This window comes from Cytobacillus gottheilii, assembly GCF_001636345.1.
In the GTDB taxonomy this organism is placed as follows: Bacteria; Bacillota; Bacilli; order Bacillales; family Cytobacillaceae; genus Cytobacillus; species Cytobacillus gottheilii.
The window spans coordinates 525,932-551,640 of record NZ_KV440945.1; the positions used below are offsets into that span (position 1 = coordinate 525,932).

Genomic DNA, 25,709 nt, shown 5'->3' on the forward strand with positions numbered 1-25,709 from the left:
TCCCGCTTGCTTCAAACATGATGAAAGATAAATTAACTCAAATAAACAAGATCGTGCAATTCATCATTTGAAAGCTCCGTAATCCAGCTTTCACTTTGGATAATCTGATCGTTTAAGGACTGTTTCTTCTCAAGCATCACATCTATTTTTTCCTCAAGAGTTCCGGTGCTGATCAGCTTATGAACATGAACAAATCGTTTTTGGCCAATCCGATAAGCACGGTCAGTAGCTTGGTTCTCTACAGCTGGGTTCCACCAGCGGTCAAAATGGATGACATGACTTGCTGCTGTTAAGTTCAGCCCAGTTCCTCCGGCTTTTAGAGACAGAAGAAAGACAGGGAACTCCTCGTTTTGAAAACGCGTGATCATGTTGTCGCGCTCCTGTTTTGGCACACTTCCATTTAAGAATGGCACATCAAGCTGGAATTCACTTTTCAGCATCTGCTGAATAATCCTGCCCATCTCAATATACTGAGTAAAAATAAGACAGCTTTCCCCTTGTTCCCGAACAGCGCTAATCAGCTCGTGCAGCTTTTCGAGCTTCGAAGAGCGCGAAAGGATGGATTTTGGCTTTTCTTCTTTTAAATACAGTCCAGGATGGTTGCATAATTGTTTTAAGCGGCCCAGCAGCTGCAGGACCATGCCTCGGCGTTCGAGTCCGGTTAATGTTTCAATTTGCGCAAATGTATCGCGAACAAGCTGTTCATATAGGGAAGCTTGCTCGGCTGTCAGCGGGCAATATTCCTTTTGCTCGAGCTTATCCGGTAAATTCAGAGCAACTTCTTCATCCTGTTTCGTCCTTCTTAAAAGGAAGGGACGTATATAGGCTTGAAGCTGACGAACCTTGTCTTTATCGTCATCCTTTTCGATGGGAAGGACATATTTATTCTGAAACTGTCCAAGACTGCCAAGATAGCCATGGTTGGTGAAGTCAAAAATGGACCATAGCTCCGACAAACGGTTTTCCATCGGTGTTCCTGTAAGAGCAATATGATGTTTGCCCTTTAGTTTGCGCACTGCTCTTGATTGCTTTGTCCCGGCATTTTTAATATTTTGGGCTTCATCAATGGAAATAGAGCTCCAATCCATCGCTTCAAACTCATCAAGATCTAAGTGTGTCAAACCATAAGAGGTAAGGACCACATCTGCGCCTTGACAGATCTCAGCAAATGCCTCGCCTTTTGGACGATTTGGACCGTAATGCAAATAAACGTTCATGTCTGGTGCGAATCGTTCGATCTCTTTTTGCCAGTTGCCAAGCACGGAGGTCGGACAAATAATCAATGCCGGCCCTTCTTCCATCTCCCGTACTTTTAATAGGTAAGAAATAAGCTGAATTGTTTTTCCTAACCCCATATCATCAGCAAGAATCGCGCCAAATCCATAACGGCGCAGAAACAGAAGCCAGCTCATTCCAAGCTGCTGATATGGACGAAGCTCGCCGTAGAAGCCTTCAGCACTATCAGCTAAAGGAATCTCTTTCAGATTTCTCAGCTGCTTGATCATCTGCTTCCATTGACGATTTAATTCAATTTGAATACGTGCAAAGCTTTGCGGGTTTTCAAGCTCTTCATCATGTCCAGCTTCCTCCGCTAAAAGCTCCTGTTCAATAAGATCCCGTACATGCAAGCCTTCCTTTTCCGCTCTTTTCATCATATCTTGAATATGGCGAATAAACTGCGGATCGAGCTTGATCCAGCGGCCGCGAATGTATACAAGCTTTCTTTTTTCTTCGACCATGCCGTGAAATTCTTCCTCGGTCAAATCGACTCCATTCATTGAAATACGCCAGTCATAATCAAGCATCGACTGCAGGCCAACAAAGGATGGGCGATGACTTTGCGAGCTCTTTACCCGTGCCTTTACCTTCATGCTCGCATTTTTCATGGCTTGCCACCAGGAAGGAAGCAGAATGTCAACACCTAGTGCAAGCAATGTTTCACTTGCTTCTGTTAGGAACATCCAAGCCTCATCTTCAGTCAGAAACGTGGTAATCCCATTTTTGCCATTACTAAGCCATGGAAACAGCTTTAGCCATCTCTGGAGCTCAAGCTCTACTTTATCTTCATGATCATGCCAATCTGTTTGATAATTAGAGTAATCTTTATAATCAGCAAAAAGTTCAGGGTCAGCCTTTCCGCGCAGAAAAACCGTCACATTCCAATGAAGTTCTGCTTCACCAGGCTCCTCAAGCTTAAGACCAATCGTAAAAGGCGTATCGTCTTCTTTGATCCCCATCCAGCGCTGAAAGCTTTCTTCATCAAAATAGGCAGCAAGATGCGCTGCGGATAAATGTTCACTGTTCAGCTTCTCAAGTTTTTCGCCAAAGCTTGCTCTTGCTTCCCGGTTGCGGTTTAAATATTCTCCGAGTGCATAATGGAACATGTCACCGATGAAGGTTTGTACAGGGATATCCTCCACATTCTGCTCCCAAAAGGATGGATCAAATTCATGCAATACATTCTTAGGAAGCTCCCAGCGGAACTCATCTTGTTCCCAGACGGAAAAGTCGGGAATCCAATCCTTATGAATAATCGAATCATATAAGGCTGGAGCAGCTGCCAGACAAAGCTGTGTATATTCATCCCAATCCCATTCAATCAGCCTATTGAACTGTTCTGCGGAAAAAAGCGACACAAGCTCCCATCCGTTTAACATGACACCGCTGACGCCGTTTCGGCTCTCCTCCGTCAGCATGGTTCCATAAAAGCTGCCTGCATGACGGCCAAAGAGCAGCTGTTTCCAGTGATGAGGATCATATGGAGCACCATATTCGTCCACGGCATAAAGGAAGTAACGGCCGTCAGCGTCTCTATCCAATTTAATATGAAGATATCTTGTTTTAAGCATCAATCAGCTTACCCCTTTTGCACTCTTCCTGAAAGGCGCGAAGGCGCTTTGTTTTAAGTAAAATCTCATCCAGATAAAGCGACCAGTCATCCATACGCTTTAGCTTTTTGTATAGCGTGCGCAGTTTCTTCATCTTTCTGACAGCCGCTTTGTAATGATCACGGTTTTTCATATTAATATCACTTTGAATTCCATGATGATATAGAGGAAGAAGGACGATTGGATCGGCCTTTTCTAGTGTTTTAATCCGGTCGTTTTGCAGGATTCCCATATCAAAACCAATATACGCCTGCAAATCGCCCCATTTTTCGTATTCCTTATTTTCAAAAAGAAGATATTCATACTCGCTATAACTATATGGCAGAGTTTCTTCAAGTGCACGCTCGAAAAGGTCCATGCTGCCGGTTTCTGTGCAGAATGGAGAAATAACCTTAATGGCAAATCTGGTGAAATCCCGGCATGTATAGTAATCAGGCTGCTGCTGCAAGTAATCGTGCAGCTTACTGATAAACACTTCTAGATATAAGCCTGCCCGCTTCCAATCCTTTTGCGAATTCAGCGTCTCGATCCAATAAAGCATATAGGTGGTAAGGCTTGAATCCCTTTCGCTAAGGGCACGTAAGGCATCCTCATCCTGCCGCAGCAGAAAATCAATATGAATTGCTGCTGCACTTAGAGAGAAGGAGTGATCTGTGTTGATTTTCTGCAGCCTTTCACGTTCATCCTGACGCCAGTTTTTTTTCGTAAAGAAGGTCGTCCAGAGAATTCGATACAGATGAATCCGTTCATACTCTAATGGAGCATCTCCCTTTAAAATCTCTATGGAATCATCCTTCATTCGCTCAATAAAGTCATCAAAGGCAAATGGAAAAGACTGTGCGGATAGAGTCCTCATTCGTTCGAAAACATCGTCCATGATCGACTGAAACACATGGCCATAATAACGGTGAATGACAGCTTCTTCATATTCTAATCGCTGTGATAAATCTGCGAGCTTCCGGAACGTGTAGATAGAGCCGATCAGCTCGTATAGAAGGCGCCATTCCCGCTCAGTAGGCGCTCCTGCTCGTAAGCGGCGTATATAAATAGAATAGATTTCAGGAATAATGTAAGGTTTAATAATTCCTTTGCTATAAAAAAGCTCCTCAAAACTAACTTCAAACGTTTCAATCCATCTATCATAAGAGGGCTTCATCATGCCTGCTGTTTTCAGCAAGTCGCGTGCTTTCTGCAGACTCCAGCCTTTAGCATCCTGCATTTCCTTCAGCGGTTTGCGCCATTCTTCAACCCATTCGGAAACACTGTGTGCCCGTGAAAGCAGCTGAAGAAACACAGCCATTTGATGCCGGCAAAAACCATCGGCAGGACAGGAGCATTCACTCATTGAAAAAAAATCAAGATCGAGCAATACATTCGCTGGCGTCACATCCTGAACTACGGCCGAAATGATTTCGCCCTGTACACTAAGGCTGCCGACAAGCCCTTGCCGATAAAGCATAAGACCTTTATGGACAAGCTTTACATCATCCTCGGCATCTGCATGAAGCATGCCCTTAAGTTCTTGAGAAGCAAGCTGCAATGGCTCCTCTAAATGCTCTGGAATTCCTCTCATCCTGCCAAGCCTCCTTTTAATTCCACGTTCAATAATGAAAACTGAAGGTGACGGTCACCTCATTTTCTGCATTTCTTTATTATAACATTTCAAAGTGGGAGGTAGAAGGGAAGACAAAAAACCATTGACCAAACGCAAAAAAAGCTGCCTTACTAAAGGCAGCAAAGACTGTTTTATTCAATAAAAACGTTTAAACCCATCGAAGTGTTTTTGATAATAAGCATTATTAATGTTTGATATGGTGACTCCTAGTGTTGAATCTGCATGAATAAATTCATCATTTCCTAAGTATATGCCCATATGAGATATTCCTTTGCGATACGTATTTTCGAAAAAGACAATATCGCCAGGCTGCGGCGTGGATACATAGTAGGAGCGGCTATAATAGCCATCCGTTGAATACCGGCCCATTTGTGACCCAGTTTGTTTTAGTACGTAATAGATGAATCCGCTGCAGTCAAACCCTGTTAATGTTGATCCACCCCAAATATAAGGTTTGCCTAGAAGGTTTTTAGCAGCTGAGATGATATCCTGTACATCCTTTGGAACTTGAACAGCAGGACCTTCAGGAGCAATTGCCTCATTTTTCTGAAGCATCAGCACTTGTCCAACAAAAATATAATCGCCGCTTAAGCCATTCCACTTTCTCAAGTCGCTTACACTTGTTTTTGTCTGTGCAGCAATTTTACTTAATGTATCACCCTTTTTTACCATGTACTGTGTAAGAGCAGGTGCTGGCTGTGAAGGCTGAGCAGGCTTCACTTCTTCTTTTGGTCCCTGGCTGGATGAAGATGTGACTTTCAATGTTTGTCCTGGGAAAATAAGATGTGTCGTCAGACCATTTAAATTCATCAATGTTTGCAGACTAATATTATGTTTTATAGCAATTTTTGATAGAGTGTCGCCTGATGCAACGGTGTATGTATGTGTTACGGGTTTACTGCTTGGCTTGCTTGGCTCTTTTACAGCGGGAGGAGCTGGTTTTGTGGCAGGAGCTGTTACAGTTTTAGCGATTTTAATAGGCTGATTGATTTTTAAAAAATCTGAAGATAATCCGTTTATACTCTTAAGCTCTGCAACAGAAACACTATATTTCTTTGATAACTGCCAAAGTGTATCTCCTTTTTGAACCACATGTGTATCGGCGGAAGCATGGGCAGCATAAGCAGAAGAGATGATCGCTATTGCAGCAATAGATACGATTTCCTTTTTCACTTCTCTTAATCTCTCCTTCTATTAGATCGGGTGTTTTCTCCTAATATCGGCATAAAAGTGGAAAGTTTTACTGAAAATAGGTTTATTTTCATAAAAAATTTCATTCTTTTTGTACTATCGAATAATAATCTATTGGGAAAAAGATCACAAATCTGCTTATTTTAGAAGAAAATAGGGGTGCAGCTAAACCTTTGGCTGCAGCTTTCTGGCTTGCTGACGCTTGCGTATTCTTTAACCATTACTGTTAAATGTGGGTTATGGGGAGCCATTGATGGCTGGAATGGGTGGCATAAATTACTTGGAGTGTAATCTGGCGCACTTATATACACTTTTGTTATACTGTAAAACGTAAGAATTGTGTTTAAAACCTATTGAATACAAATATATCTTGCAAATATACAATTGATAGGTGGAAAAAAGAATGAGTGAAAAGAATTATCGAGTATTACTGTATTACATGTATGTCCCAATTGAAAATGCTGAAGAGTATGCGCAAGAGCATCTTGCTTTTTGCCAGGAGCTTGGTTTAAAAGGAAGAATTCTAATCGCTGATGAGGGCATTAACGGAACAGTTTCAGGTACAATTGAACAGACAGATCAATATATGGCTGCGATGAAAGCTGATCCTCGCTTTGCTGAAATGATATTCAAAATTGATGAAGCAGAGGAACATGCCTTCAAGAAAATGAAGGTTCGCCATCGCAAGGAGCTTGTTACACTTCGTCTTGAAGATGATGTGAATCCGAATGAATTGACTGGGCAATATTTAAGCCCAAAAGAGTTTTACGAGCGTTTAAATGATGAAGACACTGTGGTCTTAGATGCGCGCAATGACTATGAGTATGATCTTGGTCATTTCCGCGGTGCGATCAGACCGGATATCATAAACTTCCGTGACCTTCCACAATGGGTGCGTGAAAATAAAGAATTGCTTGGAGATAAGAAGATTGTTACGTATTGCACAGGCGGAATCCGCTGTGAAAAATTCTCAGGCTGGCTGTTGAAGGAAGGCTTTAAAGACGTTGCTCAGCTTCACGGCGGCATCGTCACATACGGCCAAGATCCGGAAGTCCAAGGTGAGCTTTGGGATGGTCAGCTGTATGTATTCGATGAAAGAATTGGCGTACCTGTTAATCAGAAAGAGCATGTGGTCGTCGGCCGCGATTATTTTTCAGGCGAACCTTGCGAGCGCTATGTAAACTGTGCAAACCCTGCCTGCAACAAAAAAATCTTATGCTCTGAAGAAAATGAGCATAAATATATGCGCAGCTGCTCAGATGAATGCCGTACAAATCCGCGCAACCGCTATATTATTCAGCATGAATTGAGCGAGGAAGAAGTACAGAATCGTTTAGAAACAATTGAAGCGTAAATCAATGAATAGAAAGGGGCATCCAGATTGGGTGCCCTTTTTTCTGCTATTATTTATTGGAAAGCTGATCAATAACCTTTTCAAGCTTTTCGTCTACAACACTTGCATCGTCAATATGCTGCTTCAGCAAAGCGTTTACCTCATCAAAAATATGTTTAGTCTTGCTGATTTCGTCTGCTGTTTCCTGAGATTGATATGTCTGCTTGCCGATTTGCTGCATGACTTCACCAACTTCTTTTTGTACGGTACTAATGATGCTGCTGATAGAATCAATCGCTGTAGTTGAACCGCTGCTGATCTCCATTCCTTCTTGAATGAGATGGGAGCTTTGCAGGGTTGATTGTAGAGTTGCCCCAATATCCTGCTGAATGTTTTTAGTCAAACTGCTAATATTGGCTGTACTCTCAGCTGTATTTTCCGCCAGTTTCCTAACTTCCTCTGCAACAACAGCAAACCCCTTCCCTTGTTCTCCTGCACGAGCAGCTTCTATTGAAGCATTCAAGGCAAGCAGATTGGTTTGATCAGCAATCTCTTTAATTACTTTTACAATCATTTCAATTTCCTTCGATCGCTCATTGAGCTGCTCCATTTTACGGGAATTTTCCTCCAATTGAGCGCCAAGCTGCTTCATCAGTTCTTCAGATTTTAAGATTGAAGCTCTGCCATCGTTTGACCGCGACACCATTTCCCCAGCAGAATGAATGAGAACCTCTCCTTTTTGTGAAAGGTCTTTTGAATTCAGAACTGAATCTTCACTTAATGACTTAACGTGATCAAAGTGAGTTTTAATGCTGCCAACTAATGAGCCAAGTGTATGATGCTGTCCATTTACCATTTCGTGCTGATGCAGGGTGTGCTGTAAGTCATGGAGAAAATCGAAAATAGTCTCTTGCAGTGCGGCTTCCTTATGTGCCATTTCTTCCTCAACTTGCTTTCGAATAGAATCTTCTAACTCTTTCCGTTCTAACTCTAGCTTTTTTGTATTCTTCTTTCCTATCAGCAGCATGTTATTACCCCAATCCCTATGATTTATGGTCGTCCTTTCTATTATATCGGCACTATTTCCTATCTTTTGTGCATCATATCACTCTTTTTAAATATTTCCGGGGAAATTGTTGAAGATGGTTGAAAGTTGTTGTAATAATGAGAATAAAGACTTAAGATAAAAGTAACAGATGTTTAAAGGCAAACTTATTGAAAAATAAGGACGCAAAGCCGCGAATCTAAGGTCTGATAGACATTCTTTACCTTTGGCATGAAAGTAAAGGCTATTAGTCTTTCTGCCGAAAAGAAGGAGTATCTCTAATTATATTGGACTATGATGGTCGGGCTGCCAGCATGAACGGGTGTTAAAAAAATAGACAAGGAGAGAGGACGATGGAGGTACTATTTGGAACAGTAGCTTACTTTGAACAGGAAATTCAGCGTCATGTTTTAAAAGAAGAGAAAAATAAAATTGCTCAGATTGCTGAAAATCTGGAATTAGATCTTAAGTTTAACTTCGTGTGCCATGAAGACTTAAGAAAAGAATGCCTGCAAAATCTTTCACATGCTTCAGAGAAACTGCTTCAAGCCACGGATCAAAAGCTAGAAAAGATTCCCTGCTAGAAACGTAAATTTACTGAACTTATACTTTTCCTATTTTTCATTAATAAGAATGCCATTAGCGCATATATATAATAGCTGAACTTGCCCAGACATCTAGTATTTGCCTGTGCAGGTTCAGCTTTTTTCATTAGTGAAAACTTTTCATCATACGTTCATTTTCAGCATGAGCAACTTGTAGAAATTTGTCTAATGAGAATGATAAAATAGAATACAGTAGGAGGGGGATTCATGAGAAAAAGATGGTTACTGGCTACTTCTTTCCTGATTTTTATCGTTTTAGCAGGCTGTTCAAAAGAACCTATGCCTCAAGATCAGTTTTCGCAATATATTAAACATTGGAATAACCAAGAATTTACCGATATGTATCGTTTACTCTCTGCAAAAGCAAAGGAAACCATATCAGAGGATGACTTTGTAGATCGATATGAAAAAGTGTATAATGACCTGCAAATCTCTGATATAGAGGTTACATCGAATGCAGACGAAGAACAGGAATTTGAGGAAGAAAGCTCAGCACTTCCCTTTTCAGCGTCAATGAATAGTGCTGCAGGAAAAATAGAATTCACACATGATGCAACACTTATAAAGGAAGAGCATGAGAATGAGGAAAATTGGTTTGTAGAGTGGGATACGACCCTTATTTTTCCAGAGCTCGGCGCTAATGACAAAATAAACTATACCTCTATCCCTGCCCAGCGCGGTGATATAATTGATCGCACCGGCGATATGCTTGCTTTTAATGGCACGCTATATGAAATCGGCATCGTGCCGGAGGAAATGGGAAATGATGAGGAAACAACCATTAAAGGACTATCTCAGAGCTTAGGAATTTCCGAGGAGAGTATTGAAAATGCCTTGAATGCAGATTGGGTGCAGCCTGGTCATTTTGTACCGATCAAAAGGGTTTCTCCTGATAATGAAGGGCTTCTAAATGAAGTATTTTCTCTGCCTGGTGTTTTAAAACAGGATGTGAAAGGCAGAGTCTACCCAGCTGGAGAATCAGCAGCACATTTGATTGGGTATGTTGGTCCAATTACTGCTGAAGAACTGGAGAAAAATGAAGACAAAGGCTACTCCAGTACAGATCTAATTGGAAAACGGGGCCTTGAACAAGTACTGGAAACGCAGCTAAAAGGAACAAATGGCATTAAAATCAGCATTACGAAAGAAGACGGATCAGAGGCAGTGCTGGCGGAGAAGCCGGTTGAAAATGGAGAAAAGATTCAGCTGACAATAGATTTAACTGTCCAAGAAGATCTATATGAGGAATTGAAGGGCAGTGCCGGCACTGCATCCGCCATTGACCCAGTTACAGGTGCGACAATGGCGTTAGTGAGCAGTCCAAGCTTTGACCCAAATGCTGCTTCATTAGGATTAACAGTACAAGAGTGGAAGACGCTCGAAGAAAATGAGCAGCAGCCGCTCCTTAACCGTTTCAGTCATAACTATGTGCCAGGCTCAGTTATGAAACCAATCACAGGAGCGATTGGCCTTGAAGAGGGAATCACAACAGCAGACGAAACAAAGGATATTAAAGGTCTGCGCTGGCAAAAGGACACCTCATGGGGAAGTTATCGAGTCACACGGGTAAAAGATCCGGGTTCACCAGTCAATTTCGACCAGGCTATGATGTACTCTGACAACATTTATTTTGCTCAAGAAGCATTGCAGTTAGGCAAGGATTCTTTCATGGAAGGGTTAAAAGCATTTGGCTTTGAAGAAGAAATCCCATATGTGTATCCGCTTCAATCTTCACATACAGGCAACATGGACACTGAAATAAAACTGGCAGATTCCGGTTATGGTCAAGGTGAAGTGGAAATGAATATCCTCCACCTTGCTGCCAGCTACACACCATTCATAAATAAAGGTTCACTCATTAAGCCGGTTTTGTTAGAAAACGAAGAAAAAAACCAAGTTTGGAAAGAAAATATCATTAGTGAAGAAACCGTAGCTATAATGAATTCGGCTTTACGAAAAGTCATCCAAGAGCCAGGCGGAACAGGCCGTGCTGCCAAAATGGACGATTACCCGCTCGCCGGAAAAACCGGCACAGCCGAGCTTAAGTTAAATGTAGGCATGAAAGGTCAGGAAAATGGGATGTTTGTTGCCTACAATCCAGATTCGCCAAAGCTGCTCATTGCCATGATGATTGAAAGTGTAGAAGACGCAGGCGGATCCGGAATCGTTGTGGAAAAAGTGAAAAATGTATTTGAGAAGAATATGGAGCGGTTCTAAACGGATAGGCCAAGAGGAAAACTCTTGGCTTGTTTTTTTGTTGGGGGATAAATGGATGAGGATGTTTTTGCGTTTGGTTGGGGGGATTTTTGCAGTTTGATAGGAAAAATGAAAAATTTGATAGGAAACGGCTGCGAATTGATAGGAAAGCCAAAAATTTTGATAGGAAAACCGAAAATTTTGATGGAAAAACCTAAAATATTGATAGAAACCGAGTCCCGCCCTTCCTTAAAAAGGAGTATCCTCCCGCTTTTTTAAGAGAAGAATAATAAAATTGAGCCCTATCGCTTTTAAATTAGCCAAAAAAGGCGTAAAACTGTTAAAATGATCGAAAAATCTCTAAAAATGATCGAAAAACAAACGGAAATGATCTAGAAGTTCTCCTGAATGATTGAAATACAAATCAAAATGATCGAAAAGCTCTCCAGAATGATCGAAATACAAACCAAAATGACCGAAAAGCACATACAAATGACCGAAACCCATCGATACGCGCTTTTCTGTCATTTAAAAGCCAAAGTACCATCAAAAACTTTCCATTCAACTCAGTAAAAAACACAAAATTTCCACCCAAGGAGGGGAATACATACATGCTCGACCAATATTTCCAAAAAGCAATCCAACGAATTCAGCTAGTCCAGGAAAATGAAAAGGAAAAGATGATCAAGGCTGCTGAAAAGGTAGCGGCTTCTATCCAAAACGGCGGAATCGTCCAGCTGTTTGGATGTGGGCATTCGCATATTTTAACTGAAGAAGTATTTTATCGCGCAGGCGGTCTTGTGCCAATCAATCCGATCCTCATTGAGCCGCTCATGCTTCATGAGGGAGCGCTAAGATCTTCTCAGTTAGAGCGTAAAAACGATTATGTTGCCCCCATTCTAGAACAGTTTGAAATCCGGCCAGAGGATATCGTATTTGTATTATCAACTTCAGGCAGAAACCCTGTACCCGTCGACGTTGCATTGCAAGCGAAAAAGAATGGAGCGTATGTCATCGCTCTCACATCGATGGAATATTCTAAGAGCCAGCCGTCCAGACATAATAGTGGCAAGCATCTTTATAATTCTGTCGATTTAGCCATCGACAACTACTCTGTAAAAGGAGACGCGATCCTTTCCTATGAAAAAGTAAAGGTGCCTTTTGCTCCAACTTCAACCGCAGTTGGATCTGTCATTCTAAATGCCATCTTTGCCGAAGCCATCAAACTCATGGCCGACAATGGCTTCGAGCCGCCCATCTTCCTAAGCGGCAACATCGACGGATCCGATGAACATAACGAAAAACTCATCCAAAAATATCATGATAGAATCCCTTTATTGAAATAACTCTGGCAACGAAAAAGCCACAACTAGCACTATGCTAGCTGTGGCTTCATTCATTGATTCAATTCACTTTGATTCAAGTAAACAAGATTCTTTCTGTTCTGGGATTCTGATAGAAAGAGATGGCGTGATCATACACACTCTCAACATGCTTGGCAAACGCAACAGAAGAGTAATGATCAAAAGCCTTCTTTTCAGCGTTAGCGGACAGCTTTTTGTATTCATTAGAATCGATAAAAATATCATTTATATAGCGTTCAAACTCACTGAATGTCTCGAACAGCCAGCCATTTACTCCGTTTTCCACTACATTTTCCAGACAAGCATCCTTCTTGCAGAGTGCAGGCAGCCCGCTCGCCAGCGCTTCAATATACGTCAAGCCCTGTGTCTCACTATTTGATGCACTCACAAAAAGATCAGCTGCCTGATAATAAGCTGGAACATCCTTTGGGGCCACCATCCCTGTAAAGATCACCTTATGCTCAATGTTTAGATTCCTTACATATTTTTCAAGGAACTGCCTATGCGGTCCATCGCCCACAATGAGTAAAGACAAATTCTGATTGTCAATTTGTGAAAAATAGGACAAGATTTCTTCCAGGTTCTTTTCTTTAGCTAAACGGCCAACAAACACCAGTAAGCGATTCTGCTCGGGAATTTGCAGAGTTTCCCTAATTTTATTTCTGTTTTCTATGGATTTGTTTTGCGTGTAGCTCGATAAGTCAATGCCAGTTGGAATGACTTTAATTGGCTGTGTTACCCGATAACCCTTTAATAAAGTGCTGACTTTTTCAGTTGGTGCGATCACATAAGAGGCGTTTTTCAGAACCTTTCTGGAAAAAAGGGCAACCATCGCTTTGCCCCATTTTTGGTTTGGTGAAAAATAATGGGTGTAATCTTCGTAAACGGTATGATACGTGTGCACAATGGGAATACGAAGGCACTTTGCGATATATTTTGCTAAACGAAAGGTGCTGAATTCACATTGCGTATGAATAACATCCGGTCTCCAATTGATTACTTCCTGAAGGTGTTTATAATTCTTAAAGAGCGTGATGCGTGCACCAGGGTAAATCTTGTCAATCCCTAAAGAACTTATATAAGTGACGTCGTCTGCTATGTATGATTTTGCTTCATCTGATAATGTGAGAACTCTGACTTCATGCCCTGCTTTTTCTAATTCCTTCTTCAGGTTCACAATCGAAGTAACCACTCCATTAATGACAGGAGAATAACATTCAGTCGTAATCAAAATTTTCATTTTGTAGTCCCCCAGTTTTAATGCTTAAAAAATACAGATAATCCATAGAAAGTATAGTTCAGTATCATTAACACTGTATTAAATTAATATGAAGTTTTCTTAATATTTTGAGAAGGGATTCTAATCCAATATCATGCAAAGTTTACAGCACGAAAAAAAATCATAATCATCGGCAGTGAGCCTTCCTTTTTTAACAATTACTTCCTATATATACAACGAAACTCAAAAATAAAAAGTTTCAGGAACCAAGCAGCGGTTCTGCCGGTTCGCTATCGATTAAGTTGGCTGAAAGGTAAATAAAACGCCAATCACAATTTGAAATATTTTTTCACAGCTATTATGCTGATAGTGAAATATTTGTTTAAATTTATGCATACATCATATTAAATGGACAGAGCAGATCGGAAGGTGGAGAGGTAATGAATTATCATGTATTAGCAATTGATATGGACGGCACTCTTTTAGACGAGAGCAGAGAGATTAGCAGAAAAAATGTAGAAGCCATTCAGGAGTATCGGAACAAAGGCGGGCATGTCATTGTGTGCAGCGGCCGGTCCCCTCTATCAACACGCTGGCTGGCAGAATATATCGGCTTAGCAGAACCCATCATTGCCTATAACGGTGCCGTCATTCAAAACTATGATGGAGAAATTCGCAGCACCCTCCATTTCAAACAGAATGACCTGATGAGAATAGCATCCTATTGTGAGGAAAACGGGTTATACTTACAGCTTTACGAAGGTGATCAGCTGATTGTTTCGGAGAAAAACAACCGGAATGAGCACTGGGTTGAACACAACATCTTAGCACTGGAGCAGTCTGGCGCCAGCAAAGAAAGATGCGATTATTACCGCAGCCAATGTTTAGTGCAGCATACGGAGAACCTTCGCACATACTTAGAGAAAAACACACCAAACATCAGCAAAGCCGCCATTTTTGCTGAAAGAGAGAAAACAATGAAGTGTGCCGGAGATCTGCACGAGGAAAAACTCAATATACACATCAGCAGCAGCTTAAATTATGCCAATCTAGAAATCTCACCGCTAAACGGCACAAAAGAATACGCACTTCAAACCGTCGTAGAAGAACTGGGCTTCACCTTAAACGAAGCGGCCGCCATTGGGGATAATTATAATGATCTTGGCATGCTGAAAGCAGCAGGACTGGGAATCGCCATGGGCAATGCACCAGAAGAGGTGAAAGAAGCCGCCAATTTCACCACTGTAACAAACGAAGAGGCAGGAGTTGCCTATGCCATTCAAAACTATATATTGAAATAAAATTTTAAAATATAATAAAATATATTGAATTAATATTTCAATCACGTTAAAATAACATCAAGAACAGAAACAGCTAGAAAGAACAATTGGAGGCGTTTACATTGGATCGTGAACTAGTTTCTCTTACGACTGAATCGCGTAATGAGTTATCAATGGAAATAGATACAGCCAGCGCTGGGGAGATTTTACGTATATTTAATGAAGAAGATCAAAAGGTTGCACTTGCTGTAAAAGAAGTGACAGCAGATATTGAAAAAGCGGTTGAGCAGGTTGTTCAGTCATTCAAGCAGGGAGGCAGACTCATCTATATCGGTGCAGGAACGAGCGGCAGACTTGGCGTCCTTGATGCGGTTGAATGTCCGCCAACATTCAGCACAGATCCTGAACTTGTTCAAGGCATCATTGCAGGCGGTGAAAGAGCCTTTACAAAAGCGGTTGAAGGAGCAGAGGATAAGCCGGAGTTAGGTGAAGCAGACCTGAAAGAAATTGGACTTACTGCAAACGATACAGTTATCGGAATTGCGGCTAGCGGCAGAACGCCTTACGTGATTGGGGCATTAAAATACGCCCGTGCACTTGGGGCCGGCACAGTCGCATTGTCCTGCAACAAAGGATCCCTTATCGGGAAGGAAGCAGAAATTAATATAGAAGTCATTGTCGGTCCCGAAGTCTTAACAGGCTCAACCCGCCTGAAGTCAGCGACGGCTCATAAAATGATTTTAAATATGATTTCGACATCCTCCATGATCCTTATGGGCAAAGCATATGAAAATTTAATGGTTGATGTGCATGTGAGCAACCACAAACTCAAAGAACGTGCCATTGGCATTATTCAAAAAATCACGAAGGCAGATAGGGAAATAGCAGAGCAGGCGCTGACAGAATCGGATCTGCAGGTGAAAATAGCGATCATTATGATCACAGCAGACGTAAGCAAAGCAGAAGCGCAAAGCTTGCTCGCTGAAGCTGGCGGCTATGTGCGCAAAGCGATCCAGCTATCCTCAAAATAAACCTGAAGAACAGGAAAAAGGAGTTACCAAATGGCAAGCGGAGGTTTAAAGATTATACGAAACACACTGGAGCAGCTGCCGGCTTCAGAACGGAAAATTGCAGAATATATTTTAGCGCATCCGCAGGCTGTGATTGACCGCACTGTCAGCGAACTTGGCCAAGAAGCCAATACAAGCGGTGCAGCCGTCATTCGATTATGCAAATCCCTTGGTTTAAAAGGCTATCAGGAATTAAAGATGCGCATAGCAGGCGACCTTATGAAACCTGAGGAGCAGGGCTATCGTGATATCGAGCCTGGTGAATCGTATTACTCCATCGTTCAAAAGACGATGAGCAACAGTATACAGAGCATGAAGGATACGACTGAGCTGCTTCATCATGATGAATTGGAAACTGCAATAGAGGTGCTCCTAAAGGCAAAAAATGTTCACTTTTTTGGCATTGGCGCTTCCCATATTATCGCAGTTGATGCTCAGCAGAAACTGCTGAGAATTAACAGGAGGGCAACTGCTTTTACGGATGTTCATCTCGTAGCAACACTTATTGCCAACGCTGATCAAGACGATGTACTTTTCGCCATTTCTTATTCTGGCGAAACACCAGAGGCAGTCAGCATCGTTTCACTGGCAAAGAAACAAAACATGAAAACGATCAGCTTAACAAAATACGGACAAAACACAGTCAGCTCTTTGGCGGATATTCATCTATATACTTCTGACTCAACAGAAGCGCCATTCCGGAGCGCAGCCACTACATCAAGACTTTCCCAGCTTCTGATCATTGATTTTATTTTCTTATGCATGGCCACCGCTGAATACGGTGAAACCATTGAGCACATTGATAAAACTAGAGAAGCGATTCGATTTCTTAAGGATCATCAATAAGGGGGGTGGTGTAAGCAAATAATCAGTTGTTTACACAGATGAAGGACAAATCAAAAAGGGGGAAAAGAAAAAATGGCAGGAGAAAACCAGAAATTAGCCAAAGAAATACTAGAACAACTTGGCGGAGCATCGAATATTTCAAGCTATACACATTGTATGACTCGTTTGCGTGTTCAGCCATCTGATGAAAGTCTCGTCAATAAAGAGGCATTAAGAAAAATAGACGGAGTACTGGGCTTAGTTGAAGAAGAAACACTGCAAATTATCATCGGCCCTGGAAAAGTCAATTCTGTAACAGAAGAGTTTGGTAAATTAGTAGAATCAGAGGGCGGAATTGATCTAAAAGATCGCGCTGCCAGTGTGAAATCTGAGATAAATAAAAAGAATGCAACACCTTTTAAACTTTTCCTAAGAAAAATTGCAAGCATTTTCATCCCGCTGATTCCGGCCCTTGTTGCCTCCGGATTAATTACCGGTATTTCAAAAGCGTTGATTCAGGCAGAGTGGCTGGCGGCAGATTCACAGATTGCGATTATTTTAACCGTTATCGGCGGCGGACTATTTACGTATCTGGGCATTTTAGTCGGTATAAATGCAGCGAAAGAATTTGGCGGATCACCGGCATTGGGCGGTTTGGCCGGCATTCTCATCATTAACCCCGCTGCAGCAACGATCACTCTATTTGGCGAAGAACTTCTGCCTGGACGCGGCGGTTTAATTGGGGTCCTCATGGCAGCGATTTTCATTGCGATTGTTGAGAAAAATGTACGTAAATTCGTTCCGCAATCTGTTGATATTATTGTAACGCCAACCATTGCTTTATTGATTACTGGTATTGTAACTTATATTGTATTTATGCCAATTGGCGGCTTTATCTCTGATAGCATTACGAACGGTCTTTTAGCTGTTTTAGATATCGGAGGAGCAGTTGCTGGTTTTGTTCTTGGCGCAACATTCCTTCCGCTAGTAGTTACAGGCCTGCACCAAGGTTTAACACCAGTTCACCTTGAGTTAATCAACTCGATTGGTGATGACCCGCTGCTTCCAATCCTTGCAATGGGTGGAGCAGGTCAAGTTGGTGCTGCGTTCGCAATCTATTTCAAAACAAAGAAAAAGCGTTTGAAGCGTGCAATTGGCGGGGCGCTTCCATCCGGAATCCTTGGAATCGGGGAGCCGCTGATTTTCGGTGTTACCTTGCCGCTTGGACGTCCATTCTTAACAGCGTGTCTTGGTGCCGGTGTCGGCGGAGCTTTCCAGGCGATTTATAATGTCGCAACCGTTGCTGTAGGGGTTTCCGGGCTGCCGCTTGCCTTTATCGTTGTGCCAGGAGAAGTCATTTACTATCTAATCGGATTAGTGATTGCGTATGTAGCAGGCTTCATTTTCACTTACCTATTCGGCTTTAAAGACGAAATGGCTGGTGAATTTGATTGATCGGCATTTCCTTCTACCTGAACGATGAGAAGGCAGAGAAACGCATTGCTGAAGCTGGAAAGCTCGGCGTCAAGCAGGCGTTTACCTCGCTTCACATCCCAGAAGAAACCGGAAACCTGGCAGAACGGGCAAAAGCACTGCTCGCCGCTGCGAAAGAAGCTGGAATGGAAGTATATGCAGATGTTTCGAAACATACATTAAAGCATTTAGGCATTTCCGATTTTAGTAAGCTTCAGAACCTGGGTGTCGCTGGATTGCGGCTTGATGAATTCTTCGACACTGATTTTGTTCTCAGTCTTGCACAGCAGTATAAGCTGGCAATTAATGCGAGTACAGTGACGGAAAGAGAACTGATCGATCTGCTTGAAAGAGGACTAAAAGCAGAGCAGCTCATCGCCTGGCATAACTTTTACCCGAAAAAAGAAACAGGCTTGGATGAGAACTTTTTTATAAAGCAAAATCAATTGTTTCAAGCTTATGGAATTAAAATCAGTGCCTTCATCCCAGGTATTGGAGAAAAGCGCGGTCCTCTATTTGACGGCCTGCCAACACTTGAAAAGCATCGCCAGCACAATCCAATGTCAGCAGTATTGGAATTGATGGATTCTGGTGTGGATGATATTTATATCGGTGACCCTGATAGTGGAGAAGGTTTACTGGAGAACTTAATTGCTTTAGAAGTTGAAAACATTGTTACGCTGCATATGGAGGATTCTTCCTTCGCGGCAGACGTTTATTCACCAAGACCGGATTTTGCCCGTGATGTGCTGCGTTTCATGAACACACGAACAGCACAGCCAATACCAGCTGCTAATACGATCGAACGGAAAACAGGCTGTATTACAGCTGATAATGAGAAGTATGGACGATACAATGGGGAAGTCTCGATTACATTGCGGGACCTGCCTGCAGATGAACGTGTGAACATCATCGGGAGAATAAGAGAGTCAGATATCGAGGTGCTGAGGTTCATCAAGCCGAAGCATAAGATAAAACTGATTTAGAGGAGGGGGTTCTCTCCTCTTTTTTTTGCGAAAAAACCCCTATTTTTATAGAAAATTAAGGAAATTTTTCATAAGAATATAGTATAATAGTAGAAAATGAGAATGATTCTCGGCGGGAGGAGAAGAAATGAAAGCATTCATAATAGATGATGAAACGTATGCTGTTAAAATGCTTGAAAAAATGCTGAAATCCTATAAAGAGATAGATAGTATAGGCAGTTTTACTGATCCAGCTGCCGCTTTTTCTGAAATGCGGAAGAACCCGCCGGATGTCATTTTCCTCGATATGGAGTTAGGCGGAGAACATGGCCTGCAATTCGCTGAAAAATTACTGGAGAAGCAATTGCCAATAGAAATTATATTTGTTTCTGCACATCCTCAGTTCGCGTTAGAAGCCTTTGAGGTGAATGCTGCTGATTATCTATTAAAGCCTGTCTCAAAAGCACGCTTAGAAAAGGCAATTTCAAGAGTAAAAGAAAAAATACAAATCTACAAAGAATTTATAAAAACAAAGCCTCAAAGTCAAAGAATGTATATCTCCTCTTTTGGATCCTTGCGTTTAGTGAACAATAGCGGAATGGAGATTAAATGGCGGACTAAAAAAGTGAAAGAGCTTTTTGCTTATCTATGGTCAAATAGCGGGAATCCAGTTCATAAAGCAAAAATAATCGATCAGTTTTGGCCTGATATCCATGCTGATAAGGCGATGACATTGCTGCATACCACTGTTTATCAGCTTCGCAAAACACTTAAAGAAGCAGGTCTTGAAACAAACCCCATCATATTGGCTAATGATACATATTCCTTGGCTGCTGATTTTCAAAGCGACAGGCAGGAGCTTCAGGAACTGCTGAATGATTCTGAACCTGCAGAAAAGAATATGCTAAAAATCCTAGATTTATATAAGTCTGATTATCTTGAAGAGGAAGATTATTTTTGGGCAAGTCAAATAAGGCAAAATCTAAAGCAGACTGTGCAAGCAATTTTAGAGAAATTTGTTCAGATGAACTGGGAACATACATTATTTGCTGACAGTGTTGAAAAATGTCTAGAAAAACTGCAGCAGCTTGATCTGCACTGCCCCCCTATTGTTGGACACTCCAACAATAGGAGGCGAACTCATAAATGACTCATCTTACCAAGGAAAAGAAACTTCAAATTGCTAAACGTTATTTAAACGAAATGATTAGTTATCGAGAACTAGCGAATCAGGTGGGCGTAGATCATTCCACTCTCCGTTACTGGGTGCTGCTCGTTCGTTACCATGGGGATCAGGCTTTTTCCTTTCCCTATACAAACTATCCTTCTGCCTTTAAAATGAGGGTAATTCAATTTATCACGGAAAAGAATTACTCCATTCGAGAGGCATCCGCGATTTTCCATCTCCCTGATCCATCTATGCTTCGCAAGTGGAAGAAAACGTGGGAGACAGCTGGAGTAGGTGCCCTTGAACCAAAAGAAAAGGGGCTTTCTATTATGACATCTAATCAGAGGAAAAATAAGGACAAGAGTAACTCTCAGAATCCATCGGTAGAAGAGCTGATAGAAGAACTGGAATACCTTCGTATGGAGAACGCGTATTTAAAAAAGCTGAAAGCCTTAGTTCAGAAAGAACAATCACCAACCAATATAAAGCGAAAGTAATATATGAACTAAGGAAGGACTTCCCGGTGATTAAAATGATCAAAATAGCCAAGATGCCTAGAAGCACTTACTACAGCTTCATAAAAAAGTGGAATCAACCAGATCCTGACCGCAAATGGAAAAGAAGAATTTCATTCATTTACCGCAAACACTCAGGTCGGTTTGGATATCGCCGCATTACGGACGTGCTTCAGGAAAAAGGATATCAGATCAACAAAAAGAAAGTACTTCGAATAATGAGAGATCTAGGGCTTAAATGCATGGTGCGTATGAAAAAGTATAAATCGTATAAAGGGGAAGTTGGAAAAGCAGCTCCAAACATCCTTAACCGTGACTTCCGTGCCCAGAAACCGAACCAAAAGTGGGTGACGGACATTACAGAATTTAAAGTGTTTGGAGAGAAGCTTTATCTTTCTCCCATTTTAGATCTATTTAATAGCGAGGTCATCACCTATACACTCCAATCAAGGCCGACGTTTGATTTGGTCGATAGGATGTTGGCCCAAGGATTAAAATACGTAAAAGAAGGCGATGAGCTCTTACTACATTCCGACCAGGGATGGCACTATCGAATGCCCAAATACCGAAGGACGCTAAAAGAACATAAGATTACACAAAGCATGTCTAGAAAAGGAAACTGTCTTGACAATTCTGTCATGGAAAACTTTTTTGGGATCTTAAAATCAGAGTTTCTTTATTTACAAGAGTTTGAAAGTATCGAGCATTTTAAAGCCGAGTTAGAAAAATACATCTATTACTACAACCACTTGAGAATTAAATCAAGATTAAATCGGAAAAGTCCAGTAGCTTATCGGGTTAGTACTGAAGTAGTAGCTGCTTAAGCTTAAATATAAGTGTCCAATTTTATGGGTCCAGTGCACGTGCTCCGAGGAGGCTCAGCTTCCTCCCCTCGGAAAGCGAGTGTCCGCAGCGCAATGCAACGGACTTGTTGCCCAAACCATAACTTTGAATGTTTAGATTATAAAAATATTATTTTAAGATTTATCACAGTCACTTTTTTTACCTGTCATATATTTAGAGGGAAATGAAGATGGAAAATATTACATATGGAAATAACTCTACTTATTTCCACTATACCTATAAATTTCTTAAAAACAATGTCGATATAGATAGAGACTGAATTAGACAAATTTCTACTAAAACTAGCCAATTTGTGTGATTCAAAATATCATAATAGTATGATAGTATGTAGGAAAATGCCGAAAGGAGTAAGCTAATGAGGAAAATTGTTCTCGCGGTTGTGCTAGCTTTGCTGTTTCTACCTTTGTCAGAAACCGTGTCCAAAGCAGCTTCATCCTTCAATGATGTGAGCACTGGCCACCGTGCTTACAAAGAAATTAAGTATCTGTTCGATGGTAAAATTGTCACTGGATCGCTTGATGGCTACTTTAACCCTGGGAAGGTTGTAACAAGAGGTGAGGCGGCAGCAATGATCGGCCGTGCCCTTAATCTGAACGGGACCAAAAGAAGCACACAGTTTTCGGATGTGGGTTCACAATATTTTGCTTCTGGTTACATACAAGCAGCAGCAGATGCCAAAGTCATTACTGGATACAAAGATGGAAGCTTTAAGCCCAATAATCCAGTAAACCGCGGTGAAATGGCCGTCATCCTAAGCAAAGCGTTTAACTATAACTTTGGAGGCACCTTATCTGGAGCAGCTAAGGCCTTAATGACCCGCGGAATTTCAGGAGGTATGGCTGATGGTACGTTTGGATCAGAATTAGCAACGATTCGTGCAGACTTTTCTGTATTTCTTGCCAGAGCCATCAATTACAAGCTGAGACTGAACCCGACTGAAAATTTCAGTCTTGAGAGAACAGTTACAGCATCATCTTTAAATGTACGCTCTGGTCCTTCAACTGCCTATCCTGCAGTTGGCAGCCTAGTAAAAGGAACGAAAGTTGAAGTGGCTTATTCAGTTGGCCAATGGGTATATGTTCGCTCGGGCAGTACGGAAGGATTAGTACATTCAGCTTACTTGGATGCCGACATTGATACAGGAAATGAAGGAAATGATCCGGCTGATAACATATTAAGTCAGCAAATGATCGTCATTGACGCTGGTCATGGCGGGCACGATCCTGGAGCGATAGGATATGGATTGAAAGAGAAAGATGTTGTCCTGAACACGGCTCTTAAGGTAAAAGCATTGTTAGCAAAATCTCCGTTCCAATATAAGCTGACGAGAGATACCGACGTGTACCTTACTCTAGATGAGCGTGTTGATATTGCTGAAGATGCCGACGCAGATGTATTTGTCAGCATTCATGCGAATGCATTCAACGGTTCAGCTAAAGGTTCTGAGACATATTATTATGCGGCGAAAAACACGAACTCTGCAGACAGCAAACTGCTTGCTACAAAAATTCAAGAGAGACTTATTGCTGCCGGCAAGCTAAGTGATAGAGGAGTGAAGAACGGCAACTTCCATGTTCTTCGCGAAAACGGCATGCCAGCTGTTCTGACAGAATTAGGTTTCATTGATAATAAGGGAGATAACGCCAAGCTTGCATCTCCTTCGTGGAGAGATGCAGCAGCAAAAGCGATCTATTATGGGATCCTAGATTACTATAAAGCAAAAGGCTTCGACGTTTCTAATTTATATTAATCTACCCTTTATAAAAGTGAATAAACGTTTCTAAATAAAGGCTATCCACTGGGGTCTATTCTAGGCAACTGGATAGCCTTTTGTTTTTTTTCATATCAGGCAGCAGCGATTTGGCAAATGGAAATCAAAATCATCGCCTGATAGACCAATGCAGTGATACAAATATGCTATTATTATAAATTATAAGCGTAATAGAAAAGGGGGCACTGGACTTTGAAGAAAAAATGGGTAGGAATGCTGGCTGGCTTGCTGCTGGCAGTATGGTTTGCTTCAAGCACGGCTGCTGTGTCTGCCGAGACCAGCTATGAAAATTATATTGTTTTCTTATCTGCTGATATAGAAGAATCCCAACTTGAGGCAGAAGGTCTTACCGTAATTAGATCTTTTGAGAACATACATGCTGCAGCGGTTAAAGCAACGTCGGAGCAAATCCAGGAACTAACAGATAAAAATATGATTACGAAAGCGGAACCCGATCAGCCTGTTCAAACGAGTGCCCAAGTAACACCATGGGGACATGAAACAATGCAGATCCCAGAAAGACAGTCCACTGTTTTAACAGGGAAAAACATTAAGATTGCAATTCTTGATACAGGTGTGGATCTAAATCATCCGGATCTAAATATTACGGATGGCGTATGTGTTCTATCTCAATGTACGGATTCCTATAACGATGATAATGGACATGGCACACATGTAGCTGGCATTATCGGAGCAAAGGACAATTACATTGGTATTGTGGGGGTTGCCCCTGATGCAGAGCTTTATACGATTAAAGCATTGAACTCTAGAGGGAGAGGAACGACATCGACCTTTATGGCTGGGCTTGACTGGGCAATATCCAAAGATGTAGACATTATCAATTTAAGCTTAACAACAGATGTGGAAGACCTGGGAATTAAGGCAATGATTGATAAGGCTTACCAGAAGGGAATTCTAGTAATTGCAGCAGCAGGGAACGAAGGAACAGAATCAGGGACAAGTGAAACGGTCATGTATCCGGCTAAATTCTCCAATGTCATTGCTGTATCAGCGATCGGCAAAAATCAGACGAGAATCCCAACCTCTTCCACCGGAATGGAAGTGGAATTGACGGCTCCGGGAGATTATATTTATAGTACATATCCAACAGCGCTTAAGGCAGATGGATATGCAGAAATGACAGGAACTTCAATGGCTGCTCCGTTTGTAACGGGGTTAGCTGCATTATATAAAGAAAAATATCCGCTTCTTACACATATTGAAATGAGACAGCTGCTTCAAGAAACAGCAAAAGATCTCGGACCTACAGGGCGTGACCGTTTTTATGGTTTTGGTTTAGCACAATTAGAGCAAGATAACAGCGGAATTGATTCGATCTCTTATAATGTCGATCAAAAAGGAAAAGTGACATTAGAGATGGGCGAAATTCTTAAGCAATATAGTCAATATAAAGTGCAGCGCTTTGATAAAGTCATTAATGCTGCAGCATCTCATCACACATTCGAAGACTATGGTTTAAAAGGAAGCATTGAATACACCATTATTCCGCTGCAAAACGGTGTTGAGCAAAGAAAAGCGGGCATTGTTGTGAATGTCGATGTAGCAAAGCCGACATATAGAGATATTGATAATTCTGTCTGGTATAGCAGGTATATGATGTATTTAAATCATCAGTCGATTCTATTAGGATACGATCAGAATGAACTGCGTCCATCACAGCTTGTAAAAAGATCGGAAGCTGTTGCCATGATTGGCCGTGCTTTAGGCTACGATGGTGAGAAAAGATCAACAAGATTTAAAGATGTGGCGAGCGGCAATTCTGCTTCAGGATATATAGAAGCAGCAGCACAAAATAATATTCTGCGAGGTTATCCTGATGGCACATTCCGTCCGGATGAGCCGGTTTCAAGAGCGGAAATGGCTATCCTCATTGCCAATGCTTACGACCTGCAAGACTCAGTCTCTATGAACTTTAAAGACGTAAATGAAAAAGTAACAGGCTATGAGGCGATTGACCGCTTAGCTGCCGCCAGCATTACAGAAGGATACAGCGACGGCACATTCAGACCTTACGAAAAAATGGCAAGATCCACATTCTCCGTCTTTATCGCGAGAGCAGAAGGACTCTACTAAAATAGAAAGATGCTGCAGAACTTTGGCAGCATCTTTTTTCATGTATGATCTTTCTGTAACACAATTGTAATATAAATTCAGAAAATAAATCCTCTAAATCCGCTTATCCCTTATCCTAACGGGTATTTACCCACTCGCCATACAAAAAAACACCTCTACTACAATTGTAATAGAATAGTAAAGTAAATTACCTTCCTCATTTGGTAGAATGTAACTACATACTCCAAG

At 41.6% G+C, this 25,709-nt stretch carries 20 protein-coding genes and 1 riboswitch; of the genes, 15 read left to right on the forward strand and 5 right to left on the reverse strand.

Translation table 11 applies throughout. The features are described 5' to 3' along the window. Window positions 1-32: 32 nt before the first annotated feature. The 3 genes from A6754_RS02585 to A6754_RS02595 all read right to left on the reverse strand — a co-directional run bounded on the left by A6754_RS02585 (window position 33) and on the right by A6754_RS02595 (window position 5,676). Entirely contained in the window at window positions 33-2,849 is a 2,817-nt protein-coding gene (locus A6754_RS02585) for a DEAD/DEAH box helicase (protein WP_066451284.1), read from the reverse strand. Continuing rightward, entirely contained in the window at window positions 2,842-4,461 is a 1,620-nt protein-coding gene (locus A6754_RS02590; protein WP_066442380.1) for an SWIM zinc finger family protein, read from the reverse strand. Before A6754_RS02590 ends, A6754_RS02585 begins: the two co-directional genes overlap by 8 nt. Before the next feature lie 177 nt (window positions 4,462-4,638). Further along, on the reverse strand, window positions 4,639-5,676 hold the full coding sequence (locus A6754_RS02595; protein ID WP_066442381.1) for a C40 family peptidase: 1,038 nt from the start codon (window positions 5,674-5,676) through the stop codon (window positions 4,639-4,641). 177 nt (window positions 5,677-5,853) lie between these two features. Here A6754_RS02595 and A6754_RS23120 point away from each other — a divergent pair, with 177 nt between their 5' ends. Continuing rightward, complete coding sequence (locus A6754_RS23120; protein WP_257297386.1) at window positions 5,854-5,985, forward strand: hypothetical protein; 132 nt, start codon at window positions 5,854-5,856, stop codon at window positions 5,983-5,985. A gap of 112 nt (window positions 5,986-6,097) precedes the next feature. Next, window positions 6,098-7,048, forward strand: coding sequence for an oxygen-dependent tRNA uridine(34) hydroxylase TrhO (trhO, locus tag A6754_RS02600; RefSeq protein WP_066442382.1), 951 nt, complete (start codon window positions 6,098-6,100; stop codon window positions 7,046-7,048). Window positions 7,049-7,097: 49 nt separating this feature from the next. On the opposite strand, the gene A6754_RS02605 is transcribed toward trhO, so the two are convergent. Continuing rightward, entirely contained in the window at window positions 7,098-8,054 is a 957-nt protein-coding gene (locus A6754_RS02605; protein ID WP_066442383.1) for a methyl-accepting chemotaxis protein, read from the reverse strand. A 168-nt stretch (window positions 8,055-8,222) separates the two neighbouring features. Then, window positions 8,223-8,386: riboswitch (cyclic di-GMP riboswitch) on the forward strand. A 39-nt stretch (window positions 8,387-8,425) separates the two neighbouring features. Here A6754_RS02605 and A6754_RS02610 point away from each other — a divergent pair. The 4 genes from A6754_RS02610 (at window position 8,426) to A6754_RS02625 (ending at window position 12,219) form a co-directional block, all read left to right on the forward strand. Further along, window positions 8,426-8,656 carry a hypothetical protein gene (locus A6754_RS02610; RefSeq protein WP_066442384.1) on the forward strand — a complete coding sequence of 77 codons (231 nt, stop codon included), beginning with the start codon at window positions 8,426-8,428 and terminating at the stop codon, window positions 8,654-8,656. A gap of 228 nt (window positions 8,657-8,884) precedes the next feature. Further along, on the forward strand, window positions 8,885-10,894 hold the full coding sequence (locus A6754_RS02615; RefSeq protein WP_066442385.1) for a penicillin-binding transpeptidase domain-containing protein: 2,010 nt from the start codon (window positions 8,885-8,887) through the stop codon (window positions 10,892-10,894). 51 nt (window positions 10,895-10,945) lie between these two features. After that, on the forward strand, window positions 10,946-11,152 hold the full coding sequence (locus A6754_RS02620) for a hypothetical protein (protein WP_066442386.1): 207 nt from the start codon (window positions 10,946-10,948) through the stop codon (window positions 11,150-11,152). Between the two features lie 332 nt (window positions 11,153-11,484). Beyond that, window positions 11,485-12,219 carry an SIS domain-containing protein gene (locus A6754_RS02625; RefSeq protein ID WP_066442387.1) on the forward strand — a complete coding sequence of 245 codons (735 nt, stop codon included), beginning with the start codon at window positions 11,485-11,487 and terminating at the stop codon, window positions 12,217-12,219. A 73-nt stretch (window positions 12,220-12,292) separates the two neighbouring features. Here the strand turns inward: A6754_RS02625 and A6754_RS02630 are convergent, their stop codons facing one another. Continuing rightward, a complete protein-coding gene (locus A6754_RS02630) occupies window positions 12,293-13,477 on the reverse strand; it encodes a glycosyltransferase family 4 protein (protein ID WP_066442388.1) in 1,185 nt (394 codons plus the stop codon). Window positions 13,478-13,896: 419 nt separating this feature from the next. Between A6754_RS02630 and A6754_RS02635 the strand changes: the two genes are divergently transcribed. From A6754_RS02635 to A6754_RS02680, 9 genes are all read left to right on the forward strand, one after another. Next, on the forward strand, window positions 13,897-14,757 hold the full coding sequence (locus tag A6754_RS02635) for a Cof-type HAD-IIB family hydrolase (RefSeq protein WP_066442389.1): 861 nt from the start codon (window positions 13,897-13,899) through the stop codon (window positions 14,755-14,757). Between the two features lie 101 nt (window positions 14,758-14,858). Then, window positions 14,859-15,767 carry an N-acetylmuramic acid 6-phosphate etherase gene (gene murQ, locus A6754_RS02640; RefSeq protein WP_082851583.1) on the forward strand — a complete coding sequence of 303 codons (909 nt, stop codon included), beginning with the start codon at window positions 14,859-14,861 and terminating at the stop codon, window positions 15,765-15,767. A gap of 30 nt (window positions 15,768-15,797) precedes the next feature. Continuing rightward, window positions 15,798-16,652, forward strand: coding sequence for a MurR/RpiR family transcriptional regulator (locus tag A6754_RS02645; RefSeq protein WP_066442390.1), 855 nt, complete (start codon window positions 15,798-15,800; stop codon window positions 16,650-16,652). Window positions 16,653-16,724: 72 nt separating this feature from the next. Then, window positions 16,725-18,086, forward strand: coding sequence for a PTS transporter subunit EIIC (locus A6754_RS02650; protein ID WP_066442391.1), 1,362 nt, complete (start codon window positions 16,725-16,727; stop codon window positions 18,084-18,086). Further along, window positions 18,083-19,090 (forward strand): MupG family TIM beta-alpha barrel fold protein, encoded by a 1,008-nt coding sequence (locus A6754_RS02655; RefSeq protein ID WP_066442392.1) that lies wholly within the window; start codon window positions 18,083-18,085, stop codon window positions 19,088-19,090. Before A6754_RS02650 ends, A6754_RS02655 begins: the two co-directional genes overlap by 4 nt. A gap of 127 nt (window positions 19,091-19,217) precedes the next feature. Then, on the forward strand, window positions 19,218-20,219 hold the full coding sequence (locus A6754_RS02660; RefSeq protein WP_066442393.1) for a response regulator: 1,002 nt from the start codon (window positions 19,218-19,220) through the stop codon (window positions 20,217-20,219). Next, window positions 20,216-21,576 (forward strand): IS3 family transposase gene (locus A6754_RS22245; protein ID WP_371806953.1). Its coding sequence is split into 2 segments (ribosomal slippage): window positions 20,216-20,681 and window positions 20,681-21,576, totalling 1,362 coding nucleotides; the frame shifts between segments, so codons are not numbered across the junction. The genes A6754_RS02660 and A6754_RS22245 overlap by 4 nt, the downstream gene beginning before the upstream one ends. A 395-nt stretch (window positions 21,577-21,971) precedes the next feature. Then, window positions 21,972-23,366 (forward strand): N-acetylmuramoyl-L-alanine amidase, encoded by a 1,395-nt coding sequence (locus A6754_RS02675; RefSeq protein ID WP_066442395.1) that lies wholly within the window; start codon window positions 21,972-21,974, stop codon window positions 23,364-23,366. A 213-nt stretch (window positions 23,367-23,579) separates the two neighbouring features. Then, window positions 23,580-25,481, forward strand: a complete 1,902-nt coding sequence (locus tag A6754_RS02680; RefSeq protein WP_066442396.1) for a S8 family peptidase — start codon at window positions 23,580-23,582, stop codon at window positions 25,479-25,481. The last annotated feature ends 228 nt before the right edge of the window (window positions 25,482-25,709 follow it).